The sequence below is a fragment of the Pseudoduganella buxea genome (assembly GCF_009720835.1).
Taxonomy (GTDB): domain Bacteria; phylum Pseudomonadota; class Gammaproteobacteria; order Burkholderiales; family Burkholderiaceae_D; genus Rugamonas; species Rugamonas buxea.
Genome location: NZ_WNKZ01000110.1, coordinates 1 through 16,122 on the forward strand (window position 1 = coordinate 1; position 16,122 = coordinate 16,122).

The following is a 16,122-nucleotide window of genomic DNA, read 5'->3' on the forward strand; positions in this document are numbered from 1 at the left end:
ACTGGTTGTGGACCTACAATCACGACCGACCCAATATGGCGCTCGGCGGTATCACGCCAAAACAGAAATTGGCACTTGCCGCTTAACCTCTACTTTTAGCGTGCTCTAAAAATGGGGGGATTACCCACGAGCGGCAGCCGGTACGGCAGGATCAGCTTGAACTCGCCGCTGCGCAGCTTCGCATCGAGCACGTTGACCCCGGCCGCATGGACGCGCACCAGCACGTCGTGCTCGCCCACCTCGGGCACCGGCACGTCGGCACGGCGCAGCGTCGCGCCCTTGGCATAGCGATCAAGCAGGAAGGCCGGCATCGTCGCGCCCGGGGATGGGGCCATGGTGGATTCGCGCGCGCTCATGCCGGCAACCTCAAGTCCTTGCGGATGCCGGCGTCGAGCACGCGCGCAGGCGCGAAGCGGCGCAGCAGGCGCACCCTGGCCGCCATGCCGGGCGCGTAGTGCAGCCTGGGTTGGCGGGCGCTGGCCGCGGTCACGACCATGTCGGCCACGAGGGCGGGCTTTTCCGCGCCCAGCAGCAGCTCCTTCATGCGCCGCACTACCCCTTCGCGCACGGCGCGATACGCTTCCAACGGTGCATCCGGTTCGGCCAGGTTGGACTCGAAGGCCGTGCCGATATAGGCCGGCTCGATGACGGACACGCGCACGCCGTCGCCCCGTACTTCATGGTCCAGTGCCTCGGAATAGGCGCTTACCGCATGCTTGCTGGCCGAGTATAGGGCCATGTAAGGCATCGGCAGGAAGCCCAGCGCCGAGCCGATATTGACGATGCGGCCACCGCCGGCGGCGCGCATGGCGGGCAGCACGGCCCGCGTCATGCGCACGGTGCCGAAGAAGTTGCAGTCGAACACAGCCTGGGCCTGGATCAGCGTACTTTCTTCGGCAGCGGCCGGCGCGATGCCGAAACCGGCGTTGTTGACCAGCAGGTCGATGCGCCCTTCCCGCGCCACGATGTGCGCCACCGCGGCCGTCACCGAGGCATCGCTGGTGACGTCCAGCACCAGCGGCACGAAGGCGCCCTCGGACGCATTCATGGCGCGGCGGCTGGTGCCGTACACCTTGAAGCCGGCCGCCGCCAGCGCCGCGGCCGCCGCCGCACCGATGCCCGACGACGCGCCGGTGACAAGGGCGATGCGCGCGCCCGTCTGGTTGATGTACTTACCTGTTTTCATTTGCTCTCCATATGGCGGTGTGCGCATTTACTATCGATTCGATACGGACTATACTATCGTTTTGAGATCGAGTCACTATCGAAAGCGTATGGACGACAAAAAAAGCTGGCTGGACGAGCCCTGCCCGATTGCCCGCACGGTCGGCATCGTGGGCGATGCGTGGAGCTGGCTGATCCTGCGCGATGCGCTGGCGGGGGTCAGCCGCTTCGACCAGTTCCGCAAGAGCCTGGGCATCGCGCCGACGATCCTGACGCGCCGCCTGGCGCTGCTGGTGGAAGAAGGGCTGCTGGAGAAACGGCTGTATTCGCAGCGCCCGCCCCGCGAGGAATATGTGCTGACCGACGCCGGCCGTGACCTGCTGCCGGTGCTGTTCATGATCGGCGCGTGGGGCAAGCGGCACCGGGGCGAAGGCAAGCTGACGACCTTTGTCGATGCCGAGACGGGCGTGGAGATTCGCCCGGTCGCCGTGGACGAGGCCAGCGGCGCGCCGATCGGGTCGCGGCCGATCCGGGCGGCCGGCGCCCCGGTGGCAGAGGCTCCCGCCGCGGGCAAAGGAGACACCGGCAAGGCCTGATGCCTTACCGACGAATTACCCCAGCGCCGCCGCCATCGACCGCCGCATCACATCCATCTCCCCCTCCAGCCAGGCGCGGAAGCGCTGCACCTTGGGCCGCTCGGCCTTGTGCGGCGCGACGATGAGGCAGTAGCCGCGCGGGTAAGGCACGCTCCTGGCCCGCATCAGGCGCAGCGCGCCCTTTTCGAAGTCGTCGTAGGCGATCGAGTAGGCCACCAGGGCGATGCCCTGCCCCGCCACGGCGGCCTGCGTCATCACGCCGTAGTGGCTGAAACTGCGCGAGAAATCGTAGGGGCCTTCGAGCGCGTCGTTGGCGCGCAGCAGCTTGGCCCAGTATTCCGTGTTGTCCTCGTATAGGAGGGGAAAGCGGGTCAGGTCGGCCAGCGTCAGTTCCGTCTCGCCGGGGCGCAGCAGGCCCGGGCTGTAGGCCACAACCATATGCTCCTCGAACAGCACGGCCGGGTGGCCCCGGGTGACGCAGTGGCGGATCGCCAGGTCGTAGTCTTCCCGGTCGACGTCGACGAGGCGGTCGCTCGACTCCAGCCGCAGGTCGAGTTCGGGATAGCGGGCCGTGAACTGGCCGATGCGCTGGGCCAGCCACTTCAGCGCGAACGAGTGCGTGGTCGAGATACGCAGCACATTTTCGTCATGCCCGCCGCGCAGGCTGTCGACCTTTGCCCGCAGCTCGCGCAGCATCTGCGCCACCGTCACGGCCAGCTCCTGGCCCTTCTCCGTCAGCGCGATATGGCGCGGGTGGCGCACGAACAGCGCGAAGCCGACGGCCTCCTCCAGCTGCTTGACCTGCAGGCTGATGGCGGCCGGCGTCTTGTGCAGCTCCTGGGCCGCCAGGGTGAAGCTGCCCCAGCGCGCCGCGCAGTCGAAGTCGATCAGGCCGGACAGGCTGCGCAGCGGCCGGCCTGATCGCGCAGATCCATCCTGCACCAGGCCATCGCTACCGAACGAAGACTGCATAAGCTTTCCTTAGGCTGCCCCACAAGATTACTCGTTTGTTGGGATGAATTAACAAGTGGACAATATAACGCATGCAGCCGATAAAAACAGCAGGCGCCCGCCCCGGGTGCCCAAGGCTGCCAACCGGGCGCCCGCCGCGCCACCAAGGAGGTCATTATGTCCAGCCCAACCTGCGCCCACCCCGGCGCACTCCCCGACGCACTTTCATGCACCCCGCCGGCCCCGGCCCAGCCTTCGCCCGCGCGCTGCGCGGATGGCGCCGACAGCACTGCCCGCGCCGAGGCGACGCCTGCCGTTCCCACGGTCGGCCAGGAACTGCGCCGCCTCTATGCCAACCTCGTGTTCCTGCGCTGACGCGGACGTAAAAAAGCCGGGCAAGCCCGGCTTTTCATCAGACAAGCACGCCGCTCAGCCGACGAACTTGCGCGCGTTGCGGAACATGCGCATCCACGGCGATTCCTCGCCCCAGCTCTCCGGTGCCCACGAATGCTGCACCGTGCGGAACACGCGCTCGGCGTGCGGCATCAGCACCGTGAAGCGGCCGTCCGGCGTCGTCACGGACGTCAGGCCGCCCGGCGACCCGTTCGGATTGTACGGATACACTTCCGTGGCCTGGCCATGGTTGTCGACATAGCGCATGGCCTTGACGACTTCCTGCAGGTTGCCGGTCTGGCTGAAGTCCGCGTAGCCCTCGCCGTGGGCGATGGCGATCGGGCTTTGCGTGCCGGCCATGCCCTGGAAGAAGATCGACGGCGAGTCCAGCACTTCCACCAGCGCGAAGCGCGCTTCGAATTTCTCCGATTTATTCGTCGTGAACTTCGGCCATGCGTGCGCACCAGGGATGATGGACTTCAGGTTGCTCATCATCTGGCAGCCGTTGCAGATGCCCAGGCCGAAGGTGTCGAGACGGGCGAAGAACTGCGCGAACTGGTCGGACAAGGCAGGATTGAACAGGATGGACTTGGCCCAGCCTTCGCCCGCGCCCAGCACGTCGCCATACGAGAAGCCGCCCACGGCGATGACGCCCTGGAAGTCCGCCAGCTTGACCCGGCCGGCGATCAGGTCGCTCATGTGCACGTCGATGGCCGCGAAGCCTGCCTGGTGCATGACCCAGGCCGTCTCGATATGCGAGTTCACGCCCTGCTCGCGCAGGATGGCCACGCGCGGACGCACGCCGGTGGCGATGAACGTCGCCGCCACGTTTTCGTTCAGGTCGAACGTCACCTTCGGCGTGATGCCGGGGTCCGTTTCGTCCAGCAGACGGTCGTATTCCGCATCCGCCGTGGCCGGGTTCTCGCGCATGCGCGAGATGCGCCAGCTGGTCTCGCTCCACAGGCGGTGCAGCGCGGCGCGCGGCTGGCTGTAGATCAGCTTTGCGTCGCGCGTGAATTCGATCACGCCACGCTCGTTCGGCTTGCCGATGATATGGCTGCAGGCGCCCAGGTTGAACGAGCGCAGCACGTCCATGACGAGCGACTTTTCCTCCGCCCGCACCTGGATGACGGCGCCCAGTTCCTCACTGAACAGCGCGCGCAGGGTCAGTTCGTTGCGGCGCTCGGCCACCTGGCCGGCCCAGTTCTTGGCGTCGCCCCAGTCGGCCGCGTGCTCGCTTTCCAAGGTCAGCATGTCCAGGTTGATCGACAGGCCCGCGCGGCCGGCGAAGGCCATTTCCGCCAGGGTGGCGAACAGGCCGCCGTCCGAACGGTCGTGGTAGGCCAGCAGCTTGCCTTGCTGGTTCAGTTGCTGGACGGCGGCAAAGAAGCCCTTCAGGTCTTCGGCGCTGTCGACGTCCGGCGCGGCGTTGCCCAGCTGGCCCAGTACTTGCGCCAGGCAGGAGGCGCCCATGCGGTTCTTGCCCCGGCCCAGGTCGACGAGGATGATGGCCGTCTCGCCCGCGTCCATGCGGATCTGCGGCGTCAGCGACTTGCGGATGTCGTGCACGGGCGCGAAGCCCGAGACGATCAGCGACACGGGCGACAACACGGCCTTGTCGACACCATCGTCCTTCCACGTTGTGCGCATCGACAGCGAATCCTTGCCGACGGGGATGCTGATGCCCAGGGCCGGGCACAGTTCCATGCCGACGGCCTTGACGGTATCGAACAGGGCCGCGTCCTGGCCCGGCTGGCCGCAGGCGGCCATCCAGTTGGCCGACAGCTTGATGGCCGAGATATCGTCGATGGCGGCGGCTGCCAGGTTGGTGATGGTTTCGCCCACGGCCATGCGGCCCGAGGCGGGTGCGTCAATGACGGCCAGCGGCGTGCGCTCGCCCATCGCCATCGCTTCGCCCAGGTAGCCTTCGTACGACAGGGCCGTGACGGCGCAGTCGGCCACCGGCACCTGCCATGGGCCCACCATCTGGTCGCGCACGGAGGTACCGCCCACGGTGCGGTCGCCGATGGTGATCAGGAAGCTCTTGTCGCCCACGGTCGGCAGCAGCAGCACGCGCTGGGCCGCCTCAACCAGGTCCACGCCCGTCAGGTCGATCGCCGGATAGTCGCGCGCCACGTGCGTGACGTCGCGGTGCATCTTCGGCGGCTTACCCAGCAGCACGTCCATCGGCATGTCCACCGGATTGTTGCCAGCTTCCGGATCGATCAGCTTCAGCTGGCGCTCCTCGGTGGCGGTGCCGACGACGGCGAACGGGCAGCGCTCCCGCTCGCACAGGGCCTGGAAGGTCGCCAGGTCACCCGGCGCGATGGCGAGCACGTAGCGCTCCTGCGACTCGTTGCTCCAGATTTCCTTCGGCGCCAGGCCGGATTCTTCCAGCGGCACCTTGCGCAGGTCGAAGATCGCGCCCCGCTTGGCGTCGTTGGTGATCTCCGGGAAGGCGTTCGACAGGCCGCCCGCGCCGACGTCATGGATCGAGATGATGGGATTGTTCTCACCCATCTGCCAGCAGCCGTTGATGACTTCCTGGGCGCGCCGTTCCATTTCCGGATTGCCGCGCTGGACCGAGTCGAAGTCCAGGTCGGCCGTGTTGGTGCCCGTCGCCATCGACGACGCGGCCGAGCCGCCCATGCCGATGCGCATGCCCGGACCGCCCAGCTGGATCAACAGGCTGCCCACGGGGATGTCGTTCTTGTGCGTGTGCTGGCCCGAGATATTGCCGATGCCGCCGGCGATCATGATGGGCTTGTGGTAGCCGAACACGGCATGGCCCACGTTCTGCTCGTAGGTGCGGAAGTAACCGCCCAGCACGGGGCGGCCGAATTCGTTCGAGAACGCGGCGCCGCCCAGCGGGCCGTCGATCATGATCTGCAGGGGCGAGGCGATGCGTTCGGGCTTGCCGTAGGCCGTCGTCGTGTCCTGGCCCGCCAGCGGCGCCGTCACGCTGGCAGCGTGCTCCCATGGACGCACGGCGTCCGGCAGCAGCAGGTTCGATACGGTAAAGCCGGCCAGGCCCGCCTTCGGCTTGGCGCCGCGGCCCGTCGCGCCTTCGTCGCGGATTTCGCCGCCGGCGCCGGTGGAGGCACCGGGGAACGGCGAAATGGCGGTCGGGTGATTGTGCGTCTCCACCTTCATCAGGGTGTGGATCAGTTCATGCGACGCGCCGTATTCATGGTTCTCGCCCCGTGGGTAGAAGCGCGTCACGGCCGCCCCTTCCATGATCGACGAGTTGTCCGAGTAGGCCACGATGGTGCCCTTGGGCTGCTTCTCGTGCGTGTTCTTGATCATCTTGAACAGCGAGCGGTCCTGCGCCACGCCGTCGATGGTCCAGTCGGCGTTGAAGATCTTGTGGCGGCAATGCTCCGAATTGGCCTGGGCGAACATCATCAGTTCGACGTCCGTCGGATTGCGCTTGGCCGCCGTGAAGGCTTCGTTCAGGTAGTCGATCTCGTCGTCCGACATCGCCAGGCCCAGCTCCGTGTTGGCCCGCACCAGCGCATCGCGGCCGGCACCCAGCACGTCGATCGATTCCAGCGCCTTGCCTTCCAGCGTGCGGAACAGATCCGCCGCCTGGTCGGGATGGCGCAGCACCGATTCCGTCATGCGGTCGTGCAGCAGCGCCGCCACGGCCTGGGCCTGCGCCACGTCCAGCTTCTTGGCCGCGCCGATGCCCGTGCCGAGGATGCCGCCCTTGAGCAGCACGCGGAAGGCGATGCCACGCTCGACCCGGTGGATATGCGTCATGCCGCAGTTGTGCACGATGTCGGTGGCCTTCGAGGCCCATGGCGAGATGGTGCCGAAACGGGGAATGACATAGAACTCCTCCACCACGCCGTCGTTGGCATCGGCCTGGGCCGGTTCGCCGTAGGTCAGGAGGCCGGCCAGGCGGGCCTGGTCCTGTTCGGACACGGCGGACTGCACGTCGACAAAGTGGATGTAGCGGGCCTGGACGCCGGTGATGGCGGGCAGCACGGACTGGAGCTGGGACAGGAGACGCTGGCTGCGGAATGCGGACAGGGCATTGGAGCCCGGGAGAATCAACATGGTTGGGAGCGAGTTGATGCAGCGTGGCTGCGGATTAAAAATCTCTGAAAACCGAACAGGTGTCAATGCTGGGCGACGGCGGCCGGTCTTGCTAATGCCGGCATTATACTCGTATAACAATTGTCTTCCCAGCCTCTTCCACTCGGCCGGGACGCCGCCGCGGCGCAACAGTCGGCACCGTTTCAGGGCCAAAATGCTGTGCGGCTCGGCAAAAATCAGTGTTTTCGCACGGAAATAGCTTATTCTTGGGGCAATTCCACTCTCGAGCTTGCTGCCGTGCCCATGCCTGAATTTAGCGACCTGTCCGTGCTGATCGTCGATCCCAGTCCCGGGATGCGCGCCAGCCTGCACAATATGCTGAACGCTTCGTCGATCACGAAGATCGACTATGCCACCAGTGCCGGCACGGCCATCCGCCAGCTGGGCAAGAAAGCCTACGACATCATCCTGTGCGAGTACGACCTCGATGGCGGCGGCGCCAACGGCCAGGACGGCCAGCAGCTGCTGGAAGACCTGCGCCACCACCGGTTGATCGCGCCGGACACCATCTTCATCATGCTGACCACCGAGGGCACGGGCGCCAAGGTGATCGGCGCGGCCGAGCTGACGCCCACCGACTATGTGCTCAAACCCTTCACGGTGGAAGCGCTGATGGCCCGCATCGGCCGCGCCGTCGACCGTCGTAACGCGCTGCTGCCGGCCGCCACCCAGGTCGCCAACGGCAACCTGCGCGAGGCGCTGCGCCTGTGCGCGGCCGGCATCGACGGCGCGCCCCGCTACGCCACCGACTTCGCCCGCCTGCAGGCCGAGACCCATGCGGCGCTGGAGGACTGGTCCGAGGCGGAACTGGTGTACCAGACCGTGCTGGCCCTGCGCCCCGGCGCCGGCTGGGCGCAACTGGGCGCGGCGCGCTGCCACTACGCCCAGGGGCGCTACGACGACGCCCGTGAAGCGCTGGAACGGCTGCTGGAACTGTATCCCCGCTTTATGTCGGCGCACGACCTGCTGGCCCGCACCTACCAGGCCCTGGGCCAGGACCACCTGGCCAAGAAGGTGCTGGAACATGCCGTGACGATCTCGCCGCACATGGTGCGCCGGCTGCGCCACCTGGGCGAGCTGGCCTTCGCCACGGACGATATCGGCGCGGCCGAGCGGGCCTTTCGCGCCGTCGTCGGCAAGGCACGCTATTCCGAGTTCCGCTCGCCGGAAGACCACGTGAACCTTGTGCGCACCCTGGTACGCAAGGGCGACGCAGGCCAGGCTGCCGGCGTCATCCGCGACATGGAACGCAGCCTGCGGGGCAATGCCGACACGGATGCCTGCCGCGCGCTGGCCGCCGCCCTCGTGCTGGACCTGGGCGGGCACGAGACGGCGGCGGCGGCCGAGCTGGCCCGCGCGGCCGAGTCGGCGCGCACGGCCGAGGCCCTGTCCAGCCAGTTGAAAATCGGCCTCGTCAATGCCTGCCTGCGCCACCGCCTGGACAGCCCCGCCGCCGCACTCGTGCTCGACATGATGAACGACAGTGCTCGCGGCCTGACGGTGGAACAGGCGGTGGATGTGTTCGAAAAAGCGGGTCGCCACGACCTGGCCGTCACCGTCGGCCGGCGCGCCACGCAGCAGGCCGAGGAAGCGCTCAGCGACACGGCGCAGAAGCTGGGCCAGGGCGAGCTGCGCGCCGCAGTCGGCGCCATCACGGCCGCCGTGCGCCGCTCGCCGCGCAATGTCCAGGTGCTGCTGACGGCGGTGCAGACGATCCTGCGCCAGCTGGACGAACTGGGCTGGGAGGCACCGCTGGCCGAACAGGCCACGGCCCTGCTGGCCCGGCTGCGCAAGCTCGACCCCGCCAACGGCGCGCTGGAACACATGGCGCAGCAGTACGGCGCCACCCGCCGCAAGTACGGTATTGCTGCCACGGCGTGACGGGCGCCGGCGCGCCGGTCGCATCCTGCGCAGAAACGGCGTAGAATCTGCGTATAGTTTGCAGCATGCGGTTGCAGCAGATCCTGCAGCACGCGTCAGCACGCTCGCGCCCGGCCGCGCCGCCCGGTCCCCCGCATTTCAGGAGAACACCATGGCATCGTCCTTCAATATCGATTCGACCCTGGACAAGACGCTGGAAGAGTTGAAGAAGCATTACGGTGCGTCCTCCAAGGCGGAAATCCTGCGCAAGGCCATCGCCCTGCTGAACGTGGCCAGCCGGCATGAAAATGCCGACGGCAGCCTCACCCTGCGCCAGGACGGCAAGAACGACACGAAAATCGTGCTGCGGTGACGGGGGTCGTCAGCGTCCTGGCCGAGGAAGAACGCATCGGCAACGCAGTAGAGACGGCCACCGCACGCAGTATCCGCGCCGATATCTGGCTGCGCATCGGCATGGTGGTGGTGGTCTGCGGCATCTTTATCTGGCTGAACTGGCAGGTCATGGATTTCGGCAAGGACGCGCTGCGCCTGGACATCGCGCGGATGGCCGCCACCCCGCCGCTGCCGCCGGAACACCGGCTGATCACGGCGAACGTCGTCATGTCGCTGATCGGCGCACGGTCGTGCAGACCGGCATCGGCTTTATCGCCATCACCTCGTATTTGTTTCCACGCCGCCTGAACGGCGGCTGACGCAAGGCTACCGGCTACCAGCTACCGCCCAGCCCGTGTCACCATCGGGGTCAGACACGTTTGTCGAGACGGCCTCGGCTGTGCCTGGCGGCGCGGCGAGAGGACATTGTTGCCACCCGCCCGATATCGGCCGACGCCCCCTTGCCATCATGGCATGCTCAAGTCATTCCCGAGCGTCCTGAGCAGGGCGAAGGTGGCCAATCCCAAGCCCAACAGCAATACCACGAAGATCGCGGCCACCTTGCCGCCCGAACGCAGCAATGCACGTTTCTGCTGTTCCTTCCCCTCTTCCTTCCCCTTCCTCCCTTGATCGTAATGCCACTTGATGGCGAAAAACATGCCCGTGCCCAGCACGAGGAACTTGAACGTCACGAGGACAACTGGGACCCAATCGATCATTTGCCTATTTCCAGGTTTTGCGCGCCACCGTCGCCGACGCGCCATTGGAGGCATACTACTCCAAAGCAACTTCCACACGTCGGGACAAAATGTCCCAGTCAAAAGCCTCACAAAATGCCGGATTGTCAACCTGGACGCCATGCATACCGCGCCACTGCCGCAGGGTGTGGGCTTCGACGACCTGCTCACTTGTTCCACCAACCCCTTGCCATGGCGGCCGTCCTGGATAGTCGGATACGCTTCGTCGTTTCCGGCCCAGCGCCGGTCAGGATGGGTGATGGGCAGGCAGCCTCATGCTTCCGCCAAACCGGCATGGCACTTCGCTGGCTGTCCGCAGTGGCAGAAGTTCTGGTCGGGGAAATCGACGTCGCGGTAGGCCATGTAACTACCTGCCGGAAACGCCGCCACCGCACCGCCCACATCGTTGCGTGGAATGCCGAACTGTAACTCGATCTTGTGATAGCCCGAGAGCAGCTCCTAGAACAGCTCCTCCACCCTGGCTCGCTGGCCGGGAGGCGCCAGGGCGCCGTTGTGCGACAGCCGTGACACGCGGCCCTTCGCATTCACCGACTTTCGCGTGCGAAAGAACGCCTTTATGAAGGGTGCAAGAACTTATACGAAGGCTGCGAGCGCATCGCAATGCGCTCCTTCTTTATCCAGCATTATGGCTCACGAGTGTCCACAATTGTCGTGGCGATTCACTGTACGCTCTGGGAGCGCAGGAACACTTTCGCGCAACGCACGCCTGGGACGCTGTGGCAACATTATTCTTACAAGCTTCCCCACGGCTTATAGCTGAGCTCGTGTCCATGTCGGGGTCTGACCCCAGGGTGGACACGAGCTCGGCCGCAGCAGCTATTGCTGGGTGCCGTAGCCCCCGCCGCCGGGCGTCTCGATGACGAACACGTCGCCCGGCGCCATCTCCGTCTTGCCGATATGGCCCAGCTCTTCCACGGTGCCGTCGGCCCGTTCAACCTTGTTGCGGCCCGTGGCGGCAGGCTGGCCGCCGGCCATGCCGAACGGGGCGTGCAGGCGGTTGTTCGACAGGATGGCGGCCGTCATCGGCTCCAGGAAGCGCACGCGCCGCACGCCGCCGTTGCCGCCCTGCCAGCGCCCCATGCCGCCGGAGCCGTGGCGGATGGTGTAGCTGTCCAGCCGCACGGGAAAGCGGAACTCCAGTATTTCCGGGTCGGTCAGGCGTGAGTTCGTCATATTCGTCTGCACCACGTCGGTGCCGTCGAACCCGTCGCCGGCACCCGAGCCGCCGCTGATGGTCTCGTAATACTGGTAGCGGCTGCTGCCGAAGGTGAAGTTGTTCATCGTCCCCTGCGAGGCCGCCATCGCGCCCAGCGCGCCGTACAGTGCGTTGGTGATGCAGGTGGACGTCTCGACATTGCCGGAAACGACCGAGGCGGGATACCGCGGGTTCAGCATCGAGCCGGGCGGGACGATGACGGTCAAGGGTTTGAGGCAGCCCGCGTTCAGGGGAATCTCGTCGTCCACCAAGGTGCGGAACACGTACAGCACGGCTGCCATGCAGACGGCCGACGGCGCGTTGAAGTTGTTCGGCAGCTGGTCGGAGGTACCGGTGAAGTCGATGGTGGCGCCACGCGCGGCCCGGTCCACCGTGACGGTGACGTGGATGCGGGCGCCGTTATCGAGCGGCACGGTGTAGCTGCCGTCGTGCAGGGCGCCGATCACGCGGCGCACCGCTTCCTCGGCATTGTCCTGCACGTGGCCCATATAGGCCTGCACCACGTCCAGACCGAAGTGGGCAACCATCCGGTGCAGCTCCTCCACGCCCTTCTGGTTGGCCGCCACCTGGGCGCGCAGGTCGGCCAGGTTCTGGTCCGGATTGCGGGCCGGCCAGCGCGCACCGGTCAGCAAGGCACGGGTTTCCTCCTCGCGCAGGCCGCCGCCGGCGCCGTCGACAAGCTTGAAGTTATCGATCAGGACACCCTCTTCCTCGATATGGGTCGAGTCGGGCGGCATCGAGCCGGGCGTGGTACCGCCGATATCGGCGTGGTGGCCGCGCGAGCCGACATAGAACAGGATGGTGCCGCCGGCCGCGTCGAAGACGGGCGTGATGACGGTGACGTCGGGCAGGTGGGTGCCGCCGTTGTACGGGTCGTTGAGCATGTAGACGTCGCCCGGGTGCATGCGCCCGGCGTTCTCGCGCATCACCGTCTTGATGCTCTCGCCCATCGAGCCCAGGTGCACCGGCATGTGCGGCGCGTTGGCGATCAGGTTGCCGTCGGCGTCGAAGATGGCGCAGGAGAAGTCCAGCCGCTCCTTGATGTTGACGGAGTGTGCCGTGTTCTGCAGCCGCAGTCCCATCTGCTCGGCGATCGACATGAACAGGTTATTGAAGATCTCCAGCATCACCGGGTCGGCCGTCGTGCCGATGGCGCGGCGCGCCGGCAGCGGCGTCACGCGCGTGAGCACGAGGTGGTCCTGCGGCGTCACGACGGCCTGCCAGCCCGGCTCCACGACGCTGGTCGCATTGGCCTCGGCGATGATGGCGGGACCGTCGATGACGTCGCCGATGCGGGTATCGCCGCGGGCGAACAGGCCCGTGTCGCGCCACTGGCCGGCCGCGTACATGGCCACCGTGCGGCGCGGCACCAGGCCGCCCTCGCGCGGGGCCTGGCTGGGCGTGGCCGGCGCCGGCGCATCCGAGGCGCCGATGGCTTCGACCGATACGGCTTCCACGATCAGGGCGCGCTGCGGCATCAGGAACGAGAAGCGCTTCCTGTACGCCCCCTCGAACTGCGCGCGCATGGCGTCGATGTCGCCGTGGGCCACGATCAGCGCCGAATCGGTGCCTTCATAGCGCAGGTGCACGCGCCGCAGCGCCGAGATGCGCTGGGTGGCCACGCCCTGGCGCGCCAGCTCGCCCGTGGCCTCGGCGGCCAGCGCATCGAGCTTTTCCGCCAGCGCCGGCAGGTTGCCGGCGTCGAGCTTCAGTTCCACAGCCGCCTCGCGCAGCGCGGCCTGGTCGGCCAGGCCCATGCCGTAGGCCGACAGCACGCCGGCCAGCGAATGGATGAAGACCGTCTTCATGCCCAGTGCGTCCGCCACCAGGCAGGCGTGCTGGCCGCCGGCGCCGCCGAAGCTGGTCAGGGCGTATTCCGTCACGTCGTGGCCCCGCTGCACGGAGATCTGCTTGATGGCGTTGGCCATCTTGCCCACGGCGATGTCGAGGAAGCCCGCCGCCACCTGCTCGAACGTGGTCGGCTGGCCGGAGGCGGCGCCGATGCGTTCGGCCATGGCCGTGAACTGGGCCCGCACCGTGTCCGCGTCCAGGGGCTGGTCGCCGCCGGGGCCGAACAGGGCCGGGAAATGCTCCGGCTGGATCTTGCCGAGGCAGACATTGCAGTCCGTGACGGCCAGCGGGCCGCCGCGCCGGTAGCTGGCCGGCCCGGGATTGGCGCCCGCGCTGTCCGGCCCCACGCGCAGCCGGCTGCCGTCGAAATGCAGCACCGAGCCGCCGCCGGCAGCCACCGTGTGGATGCTCATCATCGGCGCACGCATGCGCACCCCTGCCACCTGGGTCTCGAACACGCGTTCGAATTCGCCGGAGTAGTGGGAAACGTCGGTCGACGTGCCGCCCATGTCGAAGCCGATCACCTTGTCGAAGCCGGCCAGGCGGCTGGCCCGCACCATGCCGACGATGCCGCCGGCCGGGCCGGACAGGATGCTGTCCTTGCCCTGGAAGGCGCGCGCGTCCGTCAGCCCGCCGTTCGACTGCATGAACTGCAGGTTCACACCGGGCAGCTCGGCGGCCGCCTGGTCGACGTAGCGCCGCAGGATCGGCGACAGGTAGGCGTCGACGACGGTGGTATCGCCCCGGGCGACCAGCTTCATCATCGGGCTGACCCGGTGCGACACGGAGACCTGGGTGAAGCCGATGGCGCGGGCGATGTCCGCCACGGCCGCCTCGTGGGCCGTGTAGCGGTAGCCGTGCATGAAGACGATGGCCAGGCTGCGGTAGCCGGCATCAAAAGCGGCCTGCAGGCCGGCGCGCGCACTCTCGCCGTCGAGCGGCATGACGACGTCGCCATGAGCGCCGATGCGCTCGTCGATCTCGACGACGTCGCCATACAGCAGCTCGGGCAGCACGATATGCCGGTCGAACAGGCGGGGCCGGTTCTGGTAGGCGATGCGCAGCGCATCGCGGAAGCCCCGCGTGATGGCCAGCACGGTGCGCTCGCCCTTGCGCTCGAGCAGGGCATTGGTGGCCACCGTCGTGCCCATCTTGACGGCCTCGATGCTTGCGGCCGGCACGGGCGCGCCCGGCGCCACGCCCAGCAGGTGGCGGATGCCGGCAATGGCCGCGTCACGGTAGTGCTCGGGATTCTCGGACAGCAGCTTGTGCGTGGCCAGGCTGCCGTCGGGCCTGCGCGCGACGATATCGGTAAAGGTGCCGCCCCGGTCGATCCAGAATTGCCAGTCCATCCCTGCTCCCCGTTTGCAAAATGGCTATTGTAGTTCGGCGCAGCGCCCGTGCCAGGACAATCGCGCGGCGTATCCTTTAGAATCGGGCGTCACCCAACTTCCCCCGACCCCGATGCCAACGCCCTGTGCCCTCTACACTACCCGGCAGCTGCGCGATATCGAACGCCAGGCCGCCGTCAGCCTGCCCGATGGTGCCCTGATGGAGCGGGCCGGCCAGGCCGGTGCCAATGCCGCGCTGGAGCTGCTGCCCTTCTCCACCCGGCTGGCCCGCGTGCTGGTGCTGGCCGGCCCCGGCAACAATGGCGGCGATGCGCTGGAAACGGCGGCGCACCTGGCCCATGCCGGCGCCCACGTGACAGTGATGCATGCCGACGGCGGCACGGCGCCCGAGCGGCTGCGCGCGCTGGCGCGGGCCCGGGCCAGTACGGCGCGCTTCATCGCTCCTGAGCCCGAGGCCGTGGGCGCGGGCGACTGGAGCCTCGTCATCGACGGCCTGTTCGGCATTGGCCTGGCACGGCCCGTGGCGGGACCGTTCGCCGCCCTGGTCGGCGCCGTGAACGGATTGGGTGCGGCCTTGCGCTGCCCCGTGCTGGCCTTGGACGTACCCAGCGGCCTGGATGCCGACACGGGAAGCGTCGTCGGCCCGGGCGGTTGCGCCGTCGAGGCCACGCATACCATCACCTTCATCGGCGACAAGCCGGGCCTGCACACGGCCGATGGGCGCGACCATGCGGGCAGTGTCACCGTGGCCGGGCTCGACATCGATGCCGCCCTGCTGCCGGCGCCGGCCATGCTGCTGAACGACCCGAACTGGTTCGCGGCCCATGCGCGGCAGCGCCGTCAGAACACGCACAAGGGCAGCAACGGCATCGTCGCCGTGCTGGGCGGCGCGGCAGGCATGACGGGCGCGCCGATCCTGGCCGGGCGCACGGCCCTGCATGCCGGCGCCGGCCGCGTGTTCCTGTGCTTCGCCGGCCCGGCCCTGCCCTGCGACGCGGGCCAGCCCGAGCTGATGTGCCGCCCCGCCGAAGGCCACGATTTCGCCGCCGCCGTCACGGTGGCCGGTCCCGGCCTGGGCACGGGCGAAGCGGCGGGCGCCCTGCTGGAGCAGGCGCTGGCCAGCCCCCTGCCCCAGGTACTGGATGCCGATGCGCTGAACCTGGTCGCGGCGCAGCCGGACCTGGCCGACCAAGTGCGCGCGCGGCAAGGCGCCACGGTACTGACGCCGCATCCGCTGGAAGGGGCGCGGCTGTTGGGATGCGACGTCGCCACCTTGCAGCGCGACCGGCCCGGCAGCGCGCAGCGGCTGGCGGACATGCTGGACGCGGTGGTGATCCTGAAGGGGTCGGGCAGCGTCATCGCGGCCCCGGGCCGCACGGCCGTCATCAACCCGACGGGCAATCCGGCCCTGGCCACTGCCGGCACGGGCGACGTGCTGGCCGGCCTGTGCGGCGCGCTGCTGGCGCAGGGCTGGCCGGCGTGGGAGG

12 protein-coding genes and 1 pseudogene are annotated in these 16,122 nt (G+C 67.8%); 6 read left to right on the forward strand and 7 right to left on the reverse strand.

Features of this window, described 5'->3' with window-relative positions; translation table 11 throughout:
• Positions 1-125 precede the first annotated feature (125 nt).
• Positions 126-311 (reverse strand): annotated as a pseudogene (locus GM672_RS24340) (NADP-dependent oxidoreductase); the annotation flags it as partial.
• A gap of 41 nt (positions 312-352) precedes the next feature.
• Entirely contained in the window at positions 353-1,186 is an 834-nt protein-coding gene (locus tag GM672_RS24345) for an oxidoreductase (RefSeq protein ID WP_155473116.1), read from the reverse strand.
• A gap of 88 nt (positions 1,187-1,274) precedes the next feature.
• Between GM672_RS24345 and GM672_RS24350 the strand changes: the two genes are divergently transcribed.
• Positions 1,275-1,760: a winged helix-turn-helix transcriptional regulator gene (locus tag GM672_RS24350; RefSeq protein WP_155473117.1), complete on the forward strand. Its 486-nt coding sequence runs from the start codon at positions 1,275-1,277 to the stop codon at positions 1,758-1,760.
• 15 nt (positions 1,761-1,775) lie between these two features.
• Here GM672_RS24350 and GM672_RS24355 read toward each other — a convergent pair whose 3' ends face one another.
• Positions 1,776-2,732 (reverse strand): LysR substrate-binding domain-containing protein, encoded by a 957-nt coding sequence (locus tag GM672_RS24355; protein WP_155473118.1) that lies wholly within the window; start codon positions 2,730-2,732, stop codon positions 1,776-1,778.
• Positions 2,733-2,888: 156 nt separating this feature from the next.
• On the opposite strand from GM672_RS24355, the gene GM672_RS24360 reads away from it, so the two are divergent.
• Complete coding sequence (locus tag GM672_RS24360) at positions 2,889-3,086, forward strand: hypothetical protein (protein ID WP_155473119.1); 198 nt, start codon at positions 2,889-2,891, stop codon at positions 3,084-3,086.
• Between the two features lie 54 nt (positions 3,087-3,140).
• Here the strand turns inward: GM672_RS24360 and purL are convergent, their stop codons facing one another.
• Positions 3,141-7,166, reverse strand: a complete 4,026-nt coding sequence (purL, locus tag GM672_RS24365; RefSeq protein ID WP_155473120.1) for a phosphoribosylformylglycinamidine synthase — start codon at positions 7,164-7,166, stop codon at positions 3,141-3,143.
• 282 nt (positions 7,167-7,448) lie between these two features.
• Between purL and GM672_RS24370 the strand changes: the two genes are divergently transcribed.
• From GM672_RS24370 to GM672_RS24380, 3 genes are all read left to right on the forward strand, one after another.
• Positions 7,449-9,086, forward strand: coding sequence for a response regulator (locus GM672_RS24370; protein ID WP_155473121.1), 1,638 nt, complete (start codon positions 7,449-7,451; stop codon positions 9,084-9,086).
• A 151-nt stretch (positions 9,087-9,237) separates the two neighbouring features.
• Positions 9,238-9,438, forward strand: coding sequence for a hypothetical protein (locus tag GM672_RS24375; protein ID WP_155473122.1), 201 nt, complete (start codon positions 9,238-9,240; stop codon positions 9,436-9,438).
• The gene (locus GM672_RS24380) at positions 9,435-9,767 is read left to right on the forward strand and encodes a hypothetical protein (protein ID WP_155473123.1); all 333 of its coding nucleotides are present in this window, start codon (positions 9,435-9,437) and stop codon (positions 9,765-9,767) included. Before GM672_RS24375 ends, GM672_RS24380 begins: the two co-directional genes overlap by 4 nt.
• A 158-nt stretch (positions 9,768-9,925) precedes the next feature.
• Here the strand turns inward: GM672_RS24380 and GM672_RS24385 are convergent, their stop codons facing one another.
• From GM672_RS24385 to GM672_RS24390, 3 genes are all read right to left on the reverse strand, one after another.
• Positions 9,926-10,177, reverse strand: a complete 252-nt coding sequence (locus tag GM672_RS24385; protein WP_155473124.1) for a hypothetical protein — start codon at positions 10,175-10,177, stop codon at positions 9,926-9,928.
• Between the two features lie 291 nt (positions 10,178-10,468).
• Positions 10,469-10,651 carry a DUF6683 family protein gene (locus tag GM672_RS29795; protein ID WP_308807466.1) on the reverse strand — a complete coding sequence of 61 codons (183 nt, stop codon included), beginning with the start codon at positions 10,649-10,651 and terminating at the stop codon, positions 10,469-10,471.
• Positions 10,652-11,032: 381 nt separating this feature from the next.
• Positions 11,033-14,635 (reverse strand): hydantoinase B/oxoprolinase family protein, encoded by a 3,603-nt coding sequence (locus GM672_RS24390; RefSeq protein WP_155473125.1) that lies wholly within the window; start codon positions 14,633-14,635, stop codon positions 11,033-11,035.
• A 112-nt stretch (positions 14,636-14,747) separates the two neighbouring features.
• On the opposite strand from GM672_RS24390, the gene GM672_RS24395 reads away from it, so the two are divergent.
• Positions 14,748-16,122 (forward strand): NAD(P)H-hydrate dehydratase (locus tag GM672_RS24395; RefSeq protein WP_155473126.1); only part of this gene is annotated, 1,375 nt, incomplete at its 3' end.